Genomic DNA, 18424 nt, shown 5'->3' on the forward strand with positions numbered 1-18424 from the left:
GGACGCATTTGTGGAGTAACAGACAAAAAATTTATAAATTGCATGTTCATCAATTAACGGCTAAAAAAATATTATTAATTAATTTCTACTCCTGTTAAATTCTCTAAAAGTCCTTTTGAAGTTGAAAAATCTGATTTGGCTTGTTCAAATTCTGCAGCAATTCGTGCTGTCATATCTGAAATTCTAACATATTCTGAAATGGGAATTAAACCATTTCTAAATTCTTTTTCTACCATTTCCATATTTACTTTAGCGTTGCCTAAATTGGAAGATCTTAATACTAGTATTTTTTGCTTAAGTATTAAGTCTTCATAATGTCTTATTACAAATTCTCGCAGTTCTTGTTCTTGAAATTTAGCTAAACTTTTTGCTTGTTCTAATTCTGCTTTAGCTTGTTTAACTTCAGTTTTTCGATTGATAATGTCAAAAACGGGTATCTTTAGATAAACTCCAACATTATAATTAAATTGTTGCGTGTTACTGGCAAGATTTACAATGTCATTTTCACCGCTGGTTGTAGAAAAATTATTAAATGTTCCAAATCCTGAATTGGCTTGAATTCCAAGATTTCTGGTCCAATTTTGACGTTTGCTCGTTAGATTATATTCTTTTGCTTCAATTTCCAGAGTTCTGTATTCTAACATTCCATTTTTTACTAATGCTGAATCTATAAAAACTTCAAGACTTGGTAAAACAAATTTTGATGTTTCTTCTTTGATTTCCAATTCATTTGCAGTTTGTGCAATTGATACCAAAGGTAAAATTGAAATTGCATGAAGTGCTAGTAAGGTTTTTATGCTATTTTTCATTGTTTTTTATTTTTTAAAGTAGGGTAGTATTTTTATTTTGTAAACTTGAGATTGGTTGAAATTTAAACAGTACTTTTTTGAATTAACCCCGGAAATGTTCTCAAAATTAATCTCATATCATACCAAAAAGAATAGTTTTTATCAATAAAGTAATCTGCGTATTTATTATCTAATTCAATACGTTCTTCTTCAGACATATTTCCTGCTTTTCCTCTTAATTCTACTTGCCATAATCCGGTAATTCCTGCTGGAGCTAAAAATCTTTTTGATATGACATCTTTTGTTAATAATTCAGCTTCATATACCGGCAATGGACGATTTCCCACAATAGACATATCACCTTTAAGAACATTAATTAATTGTGGTAATTCATCAATACTGGTATTTCTGATAAACTTTCCAATTTTTGTAATTCTTGGGTCATTTACAATTTTTATAAAAGTGGCATTGTTTTTTTCTATGGTATTTTTTTGATGATTATACCAATAATCACAGATTCTATTTCCGTCTATGTGCAATATTGGAGAGCAACTTTCGTCTTTTGGCATGGTGCTACACTTTACACAAGGTTTTTTGAAATCAATACTTTGCACAGCATTATGCTTATTATACTGATTGTTTTCTACCGCAAGTTTTTTTATAAGTTCGTCTGAACCTGAACGCATGGATCTTAACTTATAAAAATCAAAGGTTTTTCTGCCTACACGTTTTGAAATGTAATATACTTTTCCTTTGGATTCAAGTCGGATAGCTAACATAATGAAAAGCATAAACGGTGCAATGATTAGTAATACTGATGTAGCAAAAACAACATCAAAAATTCTTTTTGACCTAGGCATTTTAAATTTTTTTTCAGCATCTAAAATGTTAATGTCATTCCAGTTTAATGTTTTTAAATTATGTAAGGATTCTGCTCTTGCTATAATTTTACTAACGGATGAAGATGTAGAAACAAAAAAGTCACTAATTCCTTTTGAAAATGCCTCTTTAAATAGTTTCTTGTTGAACTCTTCGTTTATTAATATAAATGGGATTTCAGAATATAAAGGGGTTTTTTGTAAGGTTTGAAAAAAATATAATCCAGAGTTTCCGGGTAAATTAAAATCAGCAATAATTACATCAACGTTTTTGCTTTTTATGACTTGTAATGCTTCTAAACTATTTCGAGCTGACCACAATACTATATTTTTTTCTTTTGCATATTGCTCATAACTTGAAAATGAATTTCCTATATATAAAATGTCCATAAGATATTTGTATTATTTGGAGTCAAAAAATGAACTACCAAGCGTTAGCATAATGAATTGGGAATAGATTTTTTTTTGTGATTTCCAATAACTCTTCCGGATTAAAGGGTTTTGTTAAATAATCTTGTGCTCCTAATTGATAACACTTTATTCTTTCTTTACTTTCTTTGTTGGCAGATAACATTACTACCGGTGTGTGCATATGAAATCCTATTAATCGAACTTCTTTTAGTAATTCATAACCAGACATTCCGGGCATTTGAATATCAGTAATAATTAAGTCTGGCAAATGGTTATTGAGCCATGCTAATGCTTCAATACCTGAGCTTTTTGTAACAACATTATAGTCTTTTGACAAAAAATTTTCTAATAATAAGCAAGTAGTTTGTTCATCATCTACTACGAGTATCATTTTTTTCATTTCTATAATTTTAATTTGTTAAGAGTTGTAATCGATTATTTTTACTAATACCGTTTTAAGCTATTTTAAGATTTTTTACGGAAGTGAAAATTTTAGAGCCATTGAAACAATGGAATTTGAAACCTAAAAAAGTATAATAAACAAAGGCTTTTTGACTTTATATAATGGTTTTGAAATAAGAAATTGTTTTTTCTAAACCTTCATCTAAATTTACTTTTGGAGACCAATTGAGTTCTTTTTTGGCAAGAGAAATGTCGGGTTTTCTCATTAATGGATCATCGGAAGGCAACGGCTTGTATATTATCTTCGACTTTGAATCGGTTAACTTGATAACTTTTTCTGCAAGCTCTAAAATGGTAAATTCATCCGGATTTCCAATATTTATTGGGCCGATAAAAGAATCATCAGTATTCATTGTTTTTATCATTCCGTCTACCAAATCATCAACATATTGAAAACTTCTTGTTTGTTGGCCTTCTCCATAAACCGTAATGTCTTGATTTTTTAATGCTTGTACAATAAAATTGGAAACTACTCTACCGTCATTAGGATGCATATTAGGTCCATAAGTATTAAAAATTCTAACAATTTTTGACTTAACATTGTTTTGTTTATGGTAATCCATAAATAATGTTTCGGCTGTTCTTTTCCCTTCATCATAACAAGAGCGTTCACCAATTGGATTTACATTTCCCCAATACGATTCTACTTGAGGATGAACGAATGGATTTCCATATACTTCGCTGGTAGAAGCTTGTAAGATTTTTGCATTCACTCTTTTTGCTAATCCTAACATATTAATAGCACCCATTACCGAGGTTTTGATAGTTTTGATGGGGTTGTATTGATAATGAATAGGGGAGGCAGGACAAGCCAAATTATAAATTTCATCGACTTCAATATGAAAAGGATTGATTACATCGTGACGGATTAACTCAAAATAAGGATTGTTTAACAAGTGAATGATGTTTTGCTTTTGTCCTGTGAAGAAATTATCTAAGCAATACACTTCGTTTCCCTCTTTCAATAGTCTTTCACATAAGTGTGAACCCACAAATCCGGCACCTCCAGTGACAAGAATTTTCTTTCGTTCCATTTTTAGTGTTTAAAAATATTAATAAGCTAATGCTGCTTTGTGATTAAGTAATTGACCAGCTGTTTTAACTCCTATACAGAAATATTCAAAACCATTTTTTTTCATTTCTACAGCATCATAAATATTTCTTCCATCAAATACAACAGGCGTTTTTAGTAATTTCTGAATGATGTTAAAGTTTGGAATTTTAAATTCGGGCCATTCAGTTAAAATCGCTAAACAATCGGCATCTATTAATGTTTCATATTGGTCATTGTAGTAAGCAATCGTATCGCCAAAATGATGTTTTGCTTCAGTTATTGCTACGGGGTCATATGCATGTACTTTTGCTCCGGCATCAATAAGTTTTTTTATGATTTCTAAAGAAGGAGCTTCACGCATATCATCTGTTTGCGGTTTAAAAGAAAGACCCCAAATAGCAATATTTTTACCCATTACATCGCCATCAAAATAGTTCAATATTTTATGAAATAAAACACTCTTTTGGTTTTGATTAACTTCCTCAACAGCTTGCAAAACTTTTAATTCATAATTGTTTTCTTTGGCCGTTTTAATTAATGCTTGAACATCTTTTGGGAAACAAGAACCTCCGTATCCAATACCGGGATAAATAAATTTGTTTCCAATTCTTTCATCAGAACCAATTCCTTTTCTCACATGGTTGATATCAGCACCTACGATTTCGCTTAAGTTTGCAATATCATTCATGAAGCTAATTTTTGTAGCTAACATGGCATTTGCTGCATATTTAGTCATTTCGGCAGATACGATATCCATAAAAATGATAGGATGACCGTTTAGCGTAAATGGCTTATACAGGTTACGAAGTAATTCTTCTGCTCTAGCACTTTCTGTTCCCGCAACAATTCTATCGGGTTTTAAAAAATCATCAATGGCAGCTCCTTCTTTTAAAAACTCAGGATTGGAAGCAACGTCAAAAGGTATTACCACATTTCTTTTTTGTAATTCTTCTTCAATTGCTTTTTTTACTTTTTTTGAAGTACCTACCGGAACCGTACTTTTTGTTACTACCAAGGTGTAATCTGTCATGTACTTTCCGCAATCTCTTGCAACCTGTAACACATATTTTAAATCTGCACTACCATCTTCATCCGGTGGCGTTCCCACAGAAATAAAAACAATATCAGAACCTTTTATGGCTTTAGAAAGATCAGTCGTAAATTGTAATCTTCCTTTTTCCATATTTCGGATAATCATATCCTCTAAACCAGGTTCATAAATTGGAATAATTCCTTTTTTTAAATTGTCAATTTTTGTTTGATTCACATCTACACATTGCACATCAATGCCAACTTCTGAGAAACAAGCTCCTGTTACAAGACCGACGTAACCGCTGCCTACAATTGTTATTTTCATTTTTTTAATTTTTATTTTAATAAATAGTATTCAGTAATTTGTATACGATTTCTCTTTTATTACGATGCAAACTTACGCTGATAGAAAGCCCTACATCATTAAATTTCGATGGGTGGGATTTTACTGTAGTTGAATGAAATATTTTTATTGATAAAGGGAATTTGAAATCAATAAAATTGCTTTAAAAATAGAGTGAAATGCTAAATACTTAGCATGAAGTAATTCCTCGTTTTAATTAAAATGTTACTGGAAAGTAAATCAACATTTGTTTTGGAATACAACGGAATCTGAAAAAAGGAGTAAATAAAGTTAAACCACTAGTTATTCACTAATTGCTTTTCCAGATGTTCCAATATTGGAAAAAGACTTTGAAAAAAGGTTAATTTCACACCTTTATCATTTTCTTTATAAGGATTGATACTGGATATATCAAATTGATTATTTCGAATTTCTTTAATTAATACACTTAAACTGCCGTACTTAATTATTTTATTGGAGGTAACAAAACCTAAATGTTTTAAGTTAAACTGATTGGTCATAAATCTTGCTCCTGCTCTCACGGCTGCGGTATCTGACTTTTTCTTACTGATATTTATAACAGATACATTTTTACATGCCGTGTTGATTTCTTTTAATGCATCATAGGTATTGTCTTGACTGTTATTATTTACAAAACAAAACACTACATCCTTTATTTCTTTTAGGTGTTTTGTACATTCTTTTATATCAATATCCAACTCATTGTTATAGCATACAATTATTATTCCTACCTTCATTTTTATACTTTTTAATATAAACTTCACAAAACATTTTAAATAGTTAATTTGCTCTTAAGGCACGTTCCCAATTCACAGATTGATTATTTCTCATGTAACGGATAAACCCTAAAACCACAGAAAGATTCATTATGAAAAAATAATAAGGAATAAATAGCACCTTGATTCTAGTAGCTCTGTTTTCCAAAAACCATCCTAGTAAAGCTAAAATGTAAAATATAATTTGTAACCAAAATAATACCGCATAAATAGTAAAATTCAAGAATCCTAGGTTGTAAACCAAATAAAAGGATAAAGGAATCAATAGCAATATGCTCAAAGGTGTCAATGTCCATCGCAATACTCGATGAGAGATGTATTGAAATGAAAGCGTACCAAATTTAAAAACATTAATGAGTGACCTTAATCGAACTACGGATTGAATGCCTCCGGCAGAAATTCTTATTTTACGTTTTAATTCTTCTTTTACATTAGCCGAAGCTTTTTCTATAGCAAAAGCCTCCGGATCATATTGAATGGTATATCCTTCTTGGGCAACTCTTAGCGAAATAATAAAATCGTCAAGTAATGTGTCTTTTTCAACGTGCTTATACAAATGAGTTTTGATGGCAAATAATTCTCCAGCAGCACCAACAACGGAATGTAATTCTGCGTCCCACTTTTTTAATTTTGATTCATATTTCCAGTAAAGACCTTCACCCGCTACAGAAGCCGTTTCACTTTTATTATTGAAAATTCGTTTTTCTCCGGAAACGCACCCCACTTTTTCATTACCAAATAATTTTACAATGCGTTTAATGGATTCCTTACCTAACATGGTGTTTGCATCACTAAAAATTACAATTGGTGTTTTCACAAACTTCATTCCCCTGTTCATGGCTCCAATTTTTCCGTTTCTTTCCTCTAAATGAAATAGGGTAGCATCAGCATAAGTTTTTAATAATTCCGGTGAGCCATCATTGGAACCATCAGTTACCCAAACAATTTTTAATTTATCTTTGGGATAGTCTAGCTCTAAAGAGTTTTTCATTTTTGCTTCAACATAATCTTTTTCATTATAGGCTGTAATGAATAAGGTTACCTCCGGTTCATATGAATCATCTATTTGATTTGTTGCACCTATTTTTAAAAATCTTCTGGTTCTAATTATAAGATAGAGTAAAACTGCATAGCCTATATAAGTGTAAATGATAATTGATACTAATATCCAAAAAAGTAATTTTAATGTTTCCATTCGTTTAATTTTTATATTTTTCCCAAGTATTGGTTTCAAAGTTGTATTGTTTAATGACTCGTGCCGGATTTCCAACGGCTACAGAATAAGGTGGAATATTTTTAGTAACCACACTGCCGGCAGCTACTATGGAATGTTTACCCACAGTTACACCTGCTAAAACAACAACATTTGCTCCTATCCATGTGTTATCTTCAATATGTATTGGAGCCGTAGAAACACCTTGTTTGTGAATAGGAATGTTTATGTCTTCATAATTATGGTTTAAACCTGAAAGAGTAATGTTTTGTGCCAAACGAATATCGTTTCCAATGGTCACGGGTCCAATGATAGTATTGCTCAATCCAATTTTTGTTCTTTCACCAATGATTACGGAGCCCACACCATTATTAATAGCAGAAAAATCTTCAATGGTAGAAAAAGCACCTAGTTCAAATTGGTTCCAAGGCACAACATCTAAACGTGTTCTTCTTCTGATACAGGCACCTTTTCCTTTTTTATGAAAAAACGGATTTACAAACCACTTTACCCACAATCTTGGTCGGGTTTGATTAGAAATAAGTATGGCTTGATGCACTATTTTTTTTAGTTTACTGTTTGATTTTATCTTTTCTTTTAGTCCCATTTTACATTGTTTTTTGTAGCTTTTAAAATAGCGTTATAAATTTTATTTACGTTATTTTCCCAAGTATGGCTATTGGCAAAGGCTATTCTTTCTTGTTCTAGTTGACTTGAGTTTTCGGACAAAGCTGTTTCTATCAGGTTACTATATTCTTCATAAGAGCTACATTGGTAAACATAGTTTTTGAACATTTCCATTGCTTTTGTTTTTGTAGCCACTACGGGTTTTCCCATTGCTAAATACTCATCAATTTTTCTTGGATAATTCCCAATGGTAAGATGATTTTCTAACTGAGGATTGATAGCGACATCAAAACCTTTTAAGTAGTTTGGCAATTGAGATTCCTTTTTACTTCCAAGAAAAAAAACATTAGGTAATTGATGCAAATTCGATTTTTTGAAATCTTCATCTTCCGGGCCAACTAAAACAATACTCCAGTTTTTTTTCTTTTCAGCAATTGATTCAAGTAAAGCAATATCTAGTCGTAGTGATGTTAATGAACCTATATATCCAACAATAGGATTGGGTATTTTTTTAAATTCATCGGGAATTTTTATTTCATGATTAGCCTCATTAAAAATAGACACATCACATCCTTGACCAACCATACAACTTTGAGTATTAAATGGATAACACAGCTCTGCAAAAAAATCTGAATTGGTAACTACCACATCTGCTTTTTTTACTACTTGTGGTTCTATTCGCTCTCCGTGTTTTTGCCAGTAAGGCACTTTTACTAAATAATCACGCATATAGTAAGCATAAACTTTTGGGCGAAGCATCTCTTTTATATGTAGTCCCAAAAACATAGAGCTATCATTGAATACAATAAAATTTGAAAACGCTAATCTTGAAATGGCAGATTGTATATCGGTTACAAATAATTTAGTATTTCGTTTATTAAAAAAATTGAAAACTTTAGGAATAGAAATCCAATTAATAGAATCAATGGTTGTTTTTGGATAAAATGTCCATAAATTATGACTGATTTTTTCAATATCCGGAGAATTACCCTTTGCAATTTGTATTCTTTTTTGAATTTTTTCCTGCTTCTTATATTTGAATTTAGTGATACTATCCAACGGTGGATTTACATATAAAACCCTGTTTTCCTTAGCAAATTCTACTGCAATATTTTTGCAATTACTTCCTATTTCTATATCCCAAGGTTGGATACCAATAATGATTATATCTTGTCCTTTTATCATGACCTTATAAGTTAATTTCTTTGTTTAATTTTTTATACTGTTCTAATACCTGTTTGGCGGTATTTTGCCATGAAAATTTTTTGCTTTGTAACAATCCTTTTTCGATTAATTGGTTTTTATACTTTGCATCCGATGTAATTTTTATCATGGCATTGTATAATTCTTCCACATTTTCAGGATGTATAAGATGGGCTGCATTGTCAGCAACTTCGGGCATTGAAGAAACATTTGAGGTAATTACAGGAACACCACATGCCATGGCTTCTATAACCGGAATACCAAATCCCTCTCTTAATGATGGAAATAAAAACAATTTTGACAGATAATATATTGCTGGTAAATCATTATCAGGAACATAACCTAGTAAAGAAATGTGCTCTAAAAGATGAGTTGCATCTATTTCTTGAAGCATGACTCTCAAATCATTTTCTTTGTATCCAAGTAAAACTAGCTTGTGAGACCCATTTGTTTTTTGTGTAAACTCATTAAAAGCTTCTAACACTCTTTTAGTATTTTTTCTGGGATCGCTATTGGCAATGTGAAAAATATATTCTTTTGGAAGCTTATACTTTTGGATTACATCCTCAAGTTTTTCAGATTCAAAATTGGTTGTGAAATTTTGACTTACACCATTATAAACGGTTTGAATATTTTCATCGTTTAGCTGAAAAAAGTGGCTAATATTATTTTTTTCAAAATTGGAAACCGTTAAGAGTGTATTGCTGTTTTTAACTACTTTGCTTACAATGATTCTTCTGTATAAGTTTCCAAATTTTTGATAAAGAGACGCATTGCTTGTTAGTACTTTTAATACTTTTTCTTCACTAAATATAATATCGTGAAGCGTGGTTATTAAAGGTAATTTTTTTAAATACGGAGCTGTGTTACTGGTGCAATGTAAGATATCGCATTTATAAAACTTAGCTGTTTTTTGCAGTTTCACTTGTTCCCACCAAGGATAAAATGCTCCTTTAATTTCAATAATTTTAAAATTTGATGTTTCTTGAATAACTAAGTTATCTTGACCGGGTTTAACAAAAATGAAGTATTCATTTACTTTGTCTAGTTCTTGAAGATTTTTTATTAATTCAAGTGCTACTCTGTCCATACCATGTTTATTAGGTCGGAAGATGCGTTGTGCTTCGATACCTATTCTCATGGATTTTGAGTTTTAACTTCACCATGTGGAGTATGAATAAATTTCTTATTAGCACCTTTAAGTTGAAAGAGCAAAAGACCCATTCTAAAAAATGCCGTTGGAAGAGTAATCAAAGCTTCTAACGTTTTTGTATTGTAAAAAGATTTTGGAAGGGCAAAAAAGAACGCTAATACTACGATTATTAAATTTATAACCCAACCTAGACTAGTTCCTTCCAATGGAATTTGAAACCAAAAAACAAGTAAAATATGAATAAAAGCAATTAAAAATGATGCTCCTAAAAGTAAGATTCTAGGTGGAATTATCATTTGCAAAACTTTATCAAAAAAAGTGACATTTCGATGAAATAGTAATTCTTCAAAACCTTTTAAAAAATACTTTTTCAGGTAAATAAGCTGGGTAGAAAGCCATCTTCGTCTTTGATTGGAGAAATCAGATGCCTTTTGAATTTTTTCATCAAAAACTACCGCATCTTGAAGGTATTCGATAGCAATTTTATCCTGAGCAATTTTAAATTCTAATTCTTTATCAAAGCCGCCAACGGCATGAACTGATTTCATCAAATGTTTAAAAAGGGAATACTCAAATCCCATTCCTGAACCAATAAGTCCTGATGACAACCCTAATGTTCTGTGTCCTTTTCTGAATATATGATTGTTTATTTCTTCGCTTGCTGCATCTAAAATGGCGAAGGATGTATTTTGATTTTTTGCTTTTCTATGTCCTTGAACAACACGATATCCTTTTTGAAATGCCTGATTCATTTTCTTTAAAAAATCAACCTCCATAATATTATCAGCATCTAAGATTATGGCATAATCATAAGAATCTGATAGTTCTTCCATGGCTTTGTTGAGTGCTTTGGCTTTTGTGCTTTGTTCAAATGAAACCTCAATTAGAATAATTGGCAAAATTTTTAATTGTTCCAATGTTGTAGTTTTCAGCGAATCTGCTATAACAATAACTTCAAAATTTTCTTGCTCATAGTTTTGTTCTAAAGCTGATTTTGCTACTTCCACGATTACTACATCTTCTTTGTAAGCGGGAATAAACACAGCCATTTTGCCTTGTTTTTTGGTAGGCAAACTTCTGTTCTTTTTATAGAAATGTCCCGCAATGGCATAGACTAAAATATATAAGCTCGAAAAAGTAAAATAAGCTAATAAGATGTATTCTATAGCTTTTATAATAGTTTCAATAGGTAACATGATTTTTAATTATAAGTAGTTGTATATGGTATCCTTGATTGATGTTTTGGAATAAATATTAACGATTTTTTCTAATTACATCTCTCAATTTTAATGCAGTACGTTTCAAAATGGGAAAGTTTTTACCGCTTTTCAAATTATAGAGTAATGATTCATTATTGTAAATCATCTCAAAATTTTCTGTACAAAAAACAGGTTTTTTAGTTAGTCTGTTTATTTCTATGGCTTGCCCAAGATCACTTTCTACAAATAAATTATACTTATTATGCTTATATTCATTGGCTTTGTACCCGGCATGGTTATTCGCTTTCTGCCTTGCTTTCATATCCGGTAAATCCAACATAACCAATTTATCATAGTGTATGCCGTTTTTGCTTAACCATGCTTCAGTCTCCGGTCTATATTTTTCTAAACGTGAAGTTACTATGGTGCCTATTTTACAACCTGGAATGTATAATGGTGCAGCATTATTTAAAAAAGATTGGTATAAAACTCCATCGTCATTTTGTTCTGCTGAAGGGTCAACACAAAGCACACCGTCAATATCAAAACATGCTTTTTCTAAGGATGTATGATTAAAAATATTCCACTGAAAATACCTTGGAGTTGGAACAGCTTCTAAAGCAAAATCTGCTAAATATTTATTTTCCGGAGTATAATAGATTACGCAATATTGAATGTCGAACTTCGAATCTAAATGTGCTAACTCTTTTTTACATTCTTTTAAAGCAGAACCTGATGCAATACTATCATCTACTACTAAAATTTTTTTATATTCTTTTTCAGTGAAAAACTGTTTTCTTGCTCCCGATTTGTAAATAAAACCATTCACAAAAGAGTGAATATCTGTGTAGGGTAAATTAAGGTACAATGCTAATAAGTTAGCAGGTAGCATGCCACTTCTTGGAATTCCAACAACTAAATCAATATCTCTAGGAATTAAATGAAGTTGTTTTAAAATCGTATTGTTTAAGTCGTTTACATTTCTAAAGTTCATAACTATTAATTTTATGTTGCAAAAGTATCTTTACAAAACAAGGGGTATTGATAAATTTCGACGGATAGAAGTTTATTGTAGTTGAATGGAAGATTTACGAATAGATTCGTCAATTTTAGGAGCGATAAACATAAACACCATTCCTACATACATAAGAATACCGGTAGGCATTTGACCAAAAACGCCATTGCCATAGGATGCCATCATAATTCCTGCCATACCACAAGTTAGTGCAGCTATTTGGGCTTTTAGCCATTCATCTTTTAGCTTAAACATCACATTATAGGCTCCAGTTCCTAAAATAAAGAATAACATGATTAAGTAGTATGTTAATCCAACGGCTCCTGTGTCTGCCCAAATCATTACATACCAACTATCGGTTGCTGTATTGGCTAAAAAAGTATGCGGTGTAAAGCGTTGTCCCCAGTTTCCGGTAGCACCTACACCACCACCAATGGGTCTTGTAGCCAAATAACCTTTTAACTTTTTTTGGTTAGCCAATCGAACTTGAAGCGAAGCTTCGTTAGGGTCAAAAGCAGTTCGCATTCTACGTATTTCTGCATTGCCTTGACCGATGGTGGTATGGGCAAAAAATATATAAACGCTAAGTCCTAAAATACCACCTAAAATAAGTACCTTTATATTCTTTTTAAGAATTAAAAACATGATTCCTCCCAAAGCGGGTACTGCTATTGCTCCTCTTGTTCCGGAGATTAACATACCGAAAAAGGTGGTTAAAGCAATAAAAATGAAAAACGTTTTAAGTTTAAAATTTTCTTTTTTCAAATAGGCCAAAATACTAAAAACAACACCCGTATGTCCTTGTGATGCCCCAAATTGACCTGCATCAGAGTAAAAGGAAAACACTCTTAATTTTCCGAACAAAATATGTGTTTCTGCACCACCTTGATCTAACCATCTTTTTTCAAATGGATCAACACCAAATTGAAACTGTTGAATTCCTTTGAGGGTTCCTAAAACAGAAAGTATTCCCCAAAGAATAAAAAAAGTATCTAAATCTTTTTGCTTATTAAATAACATAAACAATAAAGGAATAGACATCCACTGATAAAGGGCAACACCTCGCATGGCATAAAACCAAGCTTCTTTGCTTTGTGCTTCGGGATTACCTATTTGTAAGAATATATATCCCATCCAAATAGAAACGACAAGCGTTAATGGAGATTTTGCTAAATGCCAAGGAATTTTTATTGCAAATCCTTTAAAAAAAAGAGCTAAATAAATGATTACTAATATGCCATCAATTAATAAGCCCCATGCTAAAGGAATATATCGAGCTAACCCTGTTACAAAAAAACCTAGAATAATTAGAAGATAAATGCCAAGCTTTGGATTTACAAAAATTTTGTAAAGCACAATAATCCCAATACAAAGCCCTATAACCCCGATAAAACCAATAATTTCCGTTTTTACAACCAGTAAAGTTACTAGTAATGTAAGCAAGGAAATAATTGTAAAAATAGTTGTATTGGTTATCTGATTAGAACCTGTATTAATTTCAAATGGATTGCTATAATTTTTTAAAATGTTCATGTCTATTTTTTTATAAACTTTACATCTTTTGTCATCATCTGAAGTTGTTTCCAAATTGCTTTGTAAAAAGAAGTACCACTTTTGAAGATTTCTTTTGCCGAAAATTCTATTTCTTGTCTAACAAAATAAGCTCCAACCAAAATTCCTACAGCTGTAAATACAAGGGTAGATAGAGCTACCAACAATAAAGATTCAAAAACAAAAAGGGCTATTATGTCTCCAATAATATTAGTTGCTAACATCAACATTACTTTTAAAGCATTGATATGAGGTTTATTCATGCTATCTAAGCCAATTCCGGTCATACGGTCTATTGGCAACATTAAACCATAAATTGAAAAAATTCTAACCAATGCTACTATATCAAAATTTGTATTATCTGTATTTAAGTATTGATGCCCGGAAATTAGAATTACGAATGGTTCTGCAAATACGAACGTTACTATAGAAATTGCTATAAATAAATACGTTAATGCTCCGGTATAGGTGTAAAGTATATTTTGAAGTTCTTTGATTTTCCCCTCTACACTAGCTTTTGACATTTTTGGAAAAGCCGTTGCAGCAAAACTTCTTAATGGAATTTGTTGTAGTTCAGTTAACTTTAAAGGAATACTGAATAACGCTACAGCTTCACTTCCTAATGGACTAATACTTATGATAAGTAAATCTGCATTTCGAAGCAAATTAGTGCCAATCAAAGTAAAAGTGCTGTATTTTCCGAAGTTAAGTAAGGTTTTATTAGTAGATTTAGTTGCTTTTGTGATGAGAAACAATCCATCCCAACCCTTAATCATACACAGAAAGGAAGTTATAAGATTAATGGTGATTAATATCCAAATTAGTTGTGTAACAGACAGGTTTAGAAAAAGAAGATTTACAAGTAAAACCAAAAAAAACAAACCGCTGTTTAAGGTTTTAATCCATAGAATAATTCCATATTTCATTTTTGCTTGTAAAACAATTAAGGCATTGTTCCATGGTAAATTAACCAGAGCTAATAAAGGGTACCAAGTAAAAAAAAGACAATAAATAGAGTTCTGTATCGATTCTTTAAAAATATGGTTGATGGAAACCATTAGTACAGATAAGCCAATAGTGGTCAAAGTACTTATAAGAGCGTTTGAACCTATTAATTTTTCACTTTCCTCTTTTGTTGCACCTGATAAAAATCGTACCAGAGCATTGTTCGTAATTCCAAAACGCAACATTTCAATAAAAGAACCTCCTGAGATAAAAATAACCCATTGAGCAAAATCATTTGCAGTTAAACTTCTAGTCAATAAAGCAAAACCACCTAAACCCAATATTGCTATCAATAGATTTCCGGCAAGTGACAAGAAATTATCTTCTTTGATTATTTTTTTGATTAGCTTGTACATTTTCTAGATGTGATTTTTTAGATGAAACTGAAAACGAAGTAAATTTTTAATTTTTCTTCTGGCTATTGAGCGTTTCTTTGGTAACTCTCCCAACAACGATTCTACTTCATCAATGGCAACACCATTAATGATGTATTGTAATTTATATGGGCTAAGCTCTTTGATGTTATTTAATAAATTTTCATCCGCTTTTGACCAAAGACGGTTTGACCTACACACCAATAAAACCAGGTCTGAAGCCACAATTAAATCTGCCGGATAATTTGTATCTAAAATATTTGGCAATTCAATGATTACATAATCAGGTTCTTTTTGTGAAACATTTGGTTCTGAAAGCGTTAAATCTTTATAGCTTTTGGCATTAAAAAAAGCACCATTCACTTCATATGTAGCCATGCATGAAGATTCTAAATAATTATTGGGTTCATCCAAAAAAGGATGGTCGTAGTCAATTCTAGGGTCTTGGTAACCTAATAATAAATTTAGTTTTGGTGATTTACCGGAATTTAGTTTTGGTTTTACAATGGTTGAATGATTTAATACTATAACAGATTTTCCGGACTGAATTAATTTTCTGGCAATATTATTTGCAATTATTGTTTTTCCTTCCTCTTTTTGTGTGCTAAAAATGGTGATTATTTTTGTGGTGCCAGTTGCTTTTTGGGTTTTTAAAACATGATTTAGATTTTGCATTATGAGTTCCATCAATCGATCTTGAATGCCAAATAAATCAAAGGTTTCATTTGTTTTGAAAACTTTAGCCAGCATGCCTAATGCAGGAATTTTTAGCTTTTCATTTGCTACCGTTATGTTTTTTAATGTTTTATCAAAAAACTCCATAATCAATATACTTGCTAAAACTAAAATGAAACTAAGAATAACTATAGCGATGATTACTATTTTACGTTTAGACGGAATTGGTTTTAATGGGAAATAAGGAGGATCTACCGCTTTTAGATTACTCGATAATTGTGTATCTTGAAACTTTAGTTTTGCTAAATTTAAACCGTGTAAAATTTCTAAATACTCTTGTTCTGCTACATTTATTTGTCTTTCAATTTTTTTAAGAATTGCTCCGGCCGGTGCATATTTTGCATACTGTTGTTGAAATTCTAAATTGCGTTTACTCATTACATCCAGTTTGGCTTTGATGTTTTCTGCTTCTACAATTTTATCAACCCATTCCGGTAATACTTTAGAACTGGGAACACCTTCAACTGAGTTTTGAAAAGAATACAATTGGGCTACACCTGTTTTTATTTCTTCTTGTAGCTTAGTCGCTTGGTTTTTTAGTTTTTCAATGTCCGCTGTTTTTTTAGAATCGTTTGTTTTTGTTTCTAAAATGGCCAGTTCATAGTTTAATTCTCCTAAACGTTTTTTATTTTCTAATACTCTATTACTTTTGTCTTGAACGAGTTCTTGTATTTCTAATTTTTTTTCTAATTTTTTTGCAGAAGCTTCATATCCGGCTAATTCTGCTCGCTTTTTATTGTATTCAACATCCATATCTTCCTTTACATTTGCCACCGCTTTACTTTGCTCATAATAATTGATTATACTATTATCTTGGTTGAATTTTAAAAGTTGGTCTTCAATGGTTTTTAATTTATTTTCAGATTGCAGTAATTGTGATTCGAAATATTTTATCACGGCATCTGAGCCATTTTCTTTTAAGTTTTTGTACTTTTTTATGCATACTTCATTGAAAATTGCAAGCGTTTGTTGGCATACACCCGGATCTTCTGTTTCATAACTAAGCTCAATTAAATCACTATTTGAAATACGAACCGCCTTAATTTTTGAAATGGCTTCCAGCGAGTAATAGGGATGTTCAAAATTCAATAAAGAATAGACAAAATTGGTATTGTCTTTCTTCATTAATTTCATCAAATTGTTTACGGTTTGTTCATAGTCTGCTTTGTTTATAGATTCCGGTAGCGTATTTACGACATCTTCTATTTCAAAGTTTAAACCGGTAGTATCTGGTATGTTTGATTTTGCAACATAGTTATAGATATCTTTCGGCATATCTTCTTTTAATAGTTCAAAAGTTTTATCTGAAATAAACTTGTTGTCGGGTTCTTTTAACATTAAATGTTGGGCCAGCAGTCGAATGGCTACTTCTTCATGTGTTTCTCTCGAATTGATGATATTAATTAAATTATCAAAAGCTATATTCGTAGCAAAATAGTTAAATGATTTATCCATTTCTACAGAAGAACCGGTAGCCAAACCAGTAAAAAGATTGGTTTTTGAATAATAGCTGTGTTTTGGATTACTGGTTAATAAAATTGCTAAAATCCCGGCCAATAATGGAATTGCAATAAGTGCAACTTTATGTTTTAAAATCAGTTTTATGAATTCAATCAGTTTCATAAGTTAATGTTTAATTTTTTATAGAAAATAGTTGATTATGCTTTATTTTATCTGAGTTATAGTAATTATGGGCCAAAATTAGCTGTATCAGTAAGTGACTTTCGTTATATTTCGTTAGATTGATCTTATCTGTAGTTGAATGGAAAGAGTGCAATGATTAATTGAAAAATAAATTTAGTGGGATGAAAATTTTTCGAGACACTTTATGATTATGTATTTACAGAATAAAACATTTAACTTTTAAGCAAAAAAAATGTTATCAATTTTAATTTGATAACATTTTTTAAAAACCTTTTCAAATTGGTTTTCGAACTTAGTTTGATGGTTGGTGCATTGAATTCAATAAAAACGGTTGCAACTATGCACTTCTTTTTTGAAGCATATAATCCATGTTTTTAGATTTGAATAAGTCGATTACGTTTTGATTTTCCTCCGGAAGAATATAAAAGACTTTGTTCTTCTCAAGTGCTTTTTTGTATAGGTTAACAATAATACCAAAGCTAGATGGATCTATTTCGCTAACTTGATTTAATGAAATAATAATGTGATTTTCAGTTTGAATGAGAGTTTCAAAATGATTTTTTAAAGCGTTTGCATTTTGTGTATTAAGTTTTCCGGTTATTTCGAAAATTCCTGCATATTCAGTGATTTGAAGTGCCATTTTTTTATTTTTTTATTTGTTATTGATATTTTGACATTAAATAATGGCACAAAATTGAAAAACAAATCAATGAATTAAACCCATTTTTCGATGAATGGCAAGTTGCCTAAGATTAAACATTGATTAGTGATGATTAGTAAATTAATCATCGTATAAAATGGAGGAAATAATTGATGGAAAAAACGGTCAAATTGACCACCTAATTCCGGAGCAAATTGACCATCGATTCCGATTCAAAATGACCACCTAATTTCGGGTCAAATTGACCACCACTTTCCGGTTGAAATTGACCACCGAAAA

General features: G+C 31.1%; 16 protein-coding genes. All 16 read right to left on the reverse strand.

Translation table 11 applies throughout. From position 1 onward, the window contains the following. Positions 1-74: 74 nt before the first annotated feature. Complete coding sequence (locus ACIQ0M_RS03225; RefSeq protein WP_396149654.1) at positions 75-809, reverse strand: TolC family protein; 735 nt, start codon at positions 807-809, stop codon at positions 75-77. Between the two features lie 62 nt (positions 810-871). Continuing rightward, positions 872-2056, reverse strand: coding sequence for a sugar transferase (locus ACIQ0M_RS03230; protein ID WP_396149656.1), 1185 nt, complete (start codon positions 2054-2056; stop codon positions 872-874). A gap of 34 nt (positions 2057-2090) precedes the next feature. After that, the gene (locus ACIQ0M_RS03235) at positions 2091-2468 is read right to left on the reverse strand and encodes a PleD family two-component system response regulator (RefSeq protein WP_396149658.1); all 378 of its coding nucleotides are present in this window, start codon (positions 2466-2468) and stop codon (positions 2091-2093) included. A 166-nt stretch (positions 2469-2634) separates the two neighbouring features. After that, positions 2635-3573: a UDP-glucuronic acid decarboxylase family protein gene (locus ACIQ0M_RS03240; protein WP_396149660.1), complete on the reverse strand. Its 939-nt coding sequence runs from the start codon at positions 3571-3573 to the stop codon at positions 2635-2637. Positions 3574-3591: 18 nt separating this feature from the next. Continuing rightward, complete coding sequence (locus ACIQ0M_RS03245) at positions 3592-4950, reverse strand: UDP-glucose dehydrogenase family protein (protein ID WP_396149662.1); 1359 nt, start codon at positions 4948-4950, stop codon at positions 3592-3594. Between the two features lie 317 nt (positions 4951-5267). Continuing rightward, complete coding sequence (locus ACIQ0M_RS03250) at positions 5268-5726, reverse strand: glycosyltransferase (protein ID WP_396149664.1); 459 nt, start codon at positions 5724-5726, stop codon at positions 5268-5270. Positions 5727-5769: 43 nt separating this feature from the next. Beyond that, positions 5770-6960: a glycosyltransferase gene (locus ACIQ0M_RS03255; RefSeq protein WP_396149666.1), complete on the reverse strand. Its 1191-nt coding sequence runs from the start codon at positions 6958-6960 to the stop codon at positions 5770-5772. Between the two features lie 4 nt (positions 6961-6964). Next, positions 6965-7585, reverse strand: a complete 621-nt coding sequence (locus ACIQ0M_RS03260) for an acyltransferase (RefSeq protein ID WP_396149668.1) — start codon at positions 7583-7585, stop codon at positions 6965-6967. Then, positions 7576-8790: a glycosyltransferase gene (locus ACIQ0M_RS03265; protein WP_396149670.1), complete on the reverse strand. Its 1215-nt coding sequence runs from the start codon at positions 8788-8790 to the stop codon at positions 7576-7578. Before ACIQ0M_RS03265 ends, ACIQ0M_RS03260 begins: the two co-directional genes overlap by 10 nt. Before the next feature lie 4 nt (positions 8791-8794). After that, positions 8795-9949 (reverse strand): glycosyltransferase family 4 protein, encoded by a 1155-nt coding sequence (locus tag ACIQ0M_RS03270; protein ID WP_396149672.1) that lies wholly within the window; start codon positions 9947-9949, stop codon positions 8795-8797. After that, positions 9946-11157, reverse strand: a complete 1212-nt coding sequence (locus tag ACIQ0M_RS03275) for a glycosyltransferase (protein WP_396149674.1) — start codon at positions 11155-11157, stop codon at positions 9946-9948. Before ACIQ0M_RS03275 ends, ACIQ0M_RS03270 begins: the two co-directional genes overlap by 4 nt. Before the next feature lie 58 nt (positions 11158-11215). Beyond that, complete coding sequence (locus ACIQ0M_RS03280; protein ID WP_396149676.1) at positions 11216-12154, reverse strand: phosphoribosyltransferase family protein; 939 nt, start codon at positions 12152-12154, stop codon at positions 11216-11218. Between the two features lie 72 nt (positions 12155-12226). Continuing rightward, positions 12227-13708, reverse strand: coding sequence for a hypothetical protein (locus tag ACIQ0M_RS03285; protein WP_396149678.1), 1482 nt, complete (start codon positions 13706-13708; stop codon positions 12227-12229). A gap of 2 nt (positions 13709-13710) precedes the next feature. Further along, a complete protein-coding gene (locus ACIQ0M_RS03290; protein WP_396149680.1) occupies positions 13711-15087 on the reverse strand; it encodes a lipopolysaccharide biosynthesis protein in 1377 nt (458 codons plus the stop codon). A 3-nt stretch (positions 15088-15090) separates the two neighbouring features. Beyond that, complete coding sequence (locus tag ACIQ0M_RS03295; protein WP_396149682.1) at positions 15091-17463, reverse strand: GumC family protein; 2373 nt, start codon at positions 17461-17463, stop codon at positions 15091-15093. Positions 17464-17821: 358 nt separating this feature from the next. Next, entirely contained in the window at positions 17822-18124 is a 303-nt protein-coding gene (locus tag ACIQ0M_RS03300; protein ID WP_396149684.1) for an STAS domain-containing protein, read from the reverse strand. Positions 18125-18424 lie beyond the last annotated feature (300 nt).

It is taken from the genome of Flavobacterium sp., assembly GCF_044339515.1.
In the GTDB taxonomy this organism is placed as follows: Bacteria; Bacteroidota; Bacteroidia; order Flavobacteriales; family Flavobacteriaceae; genus Flavobacterium.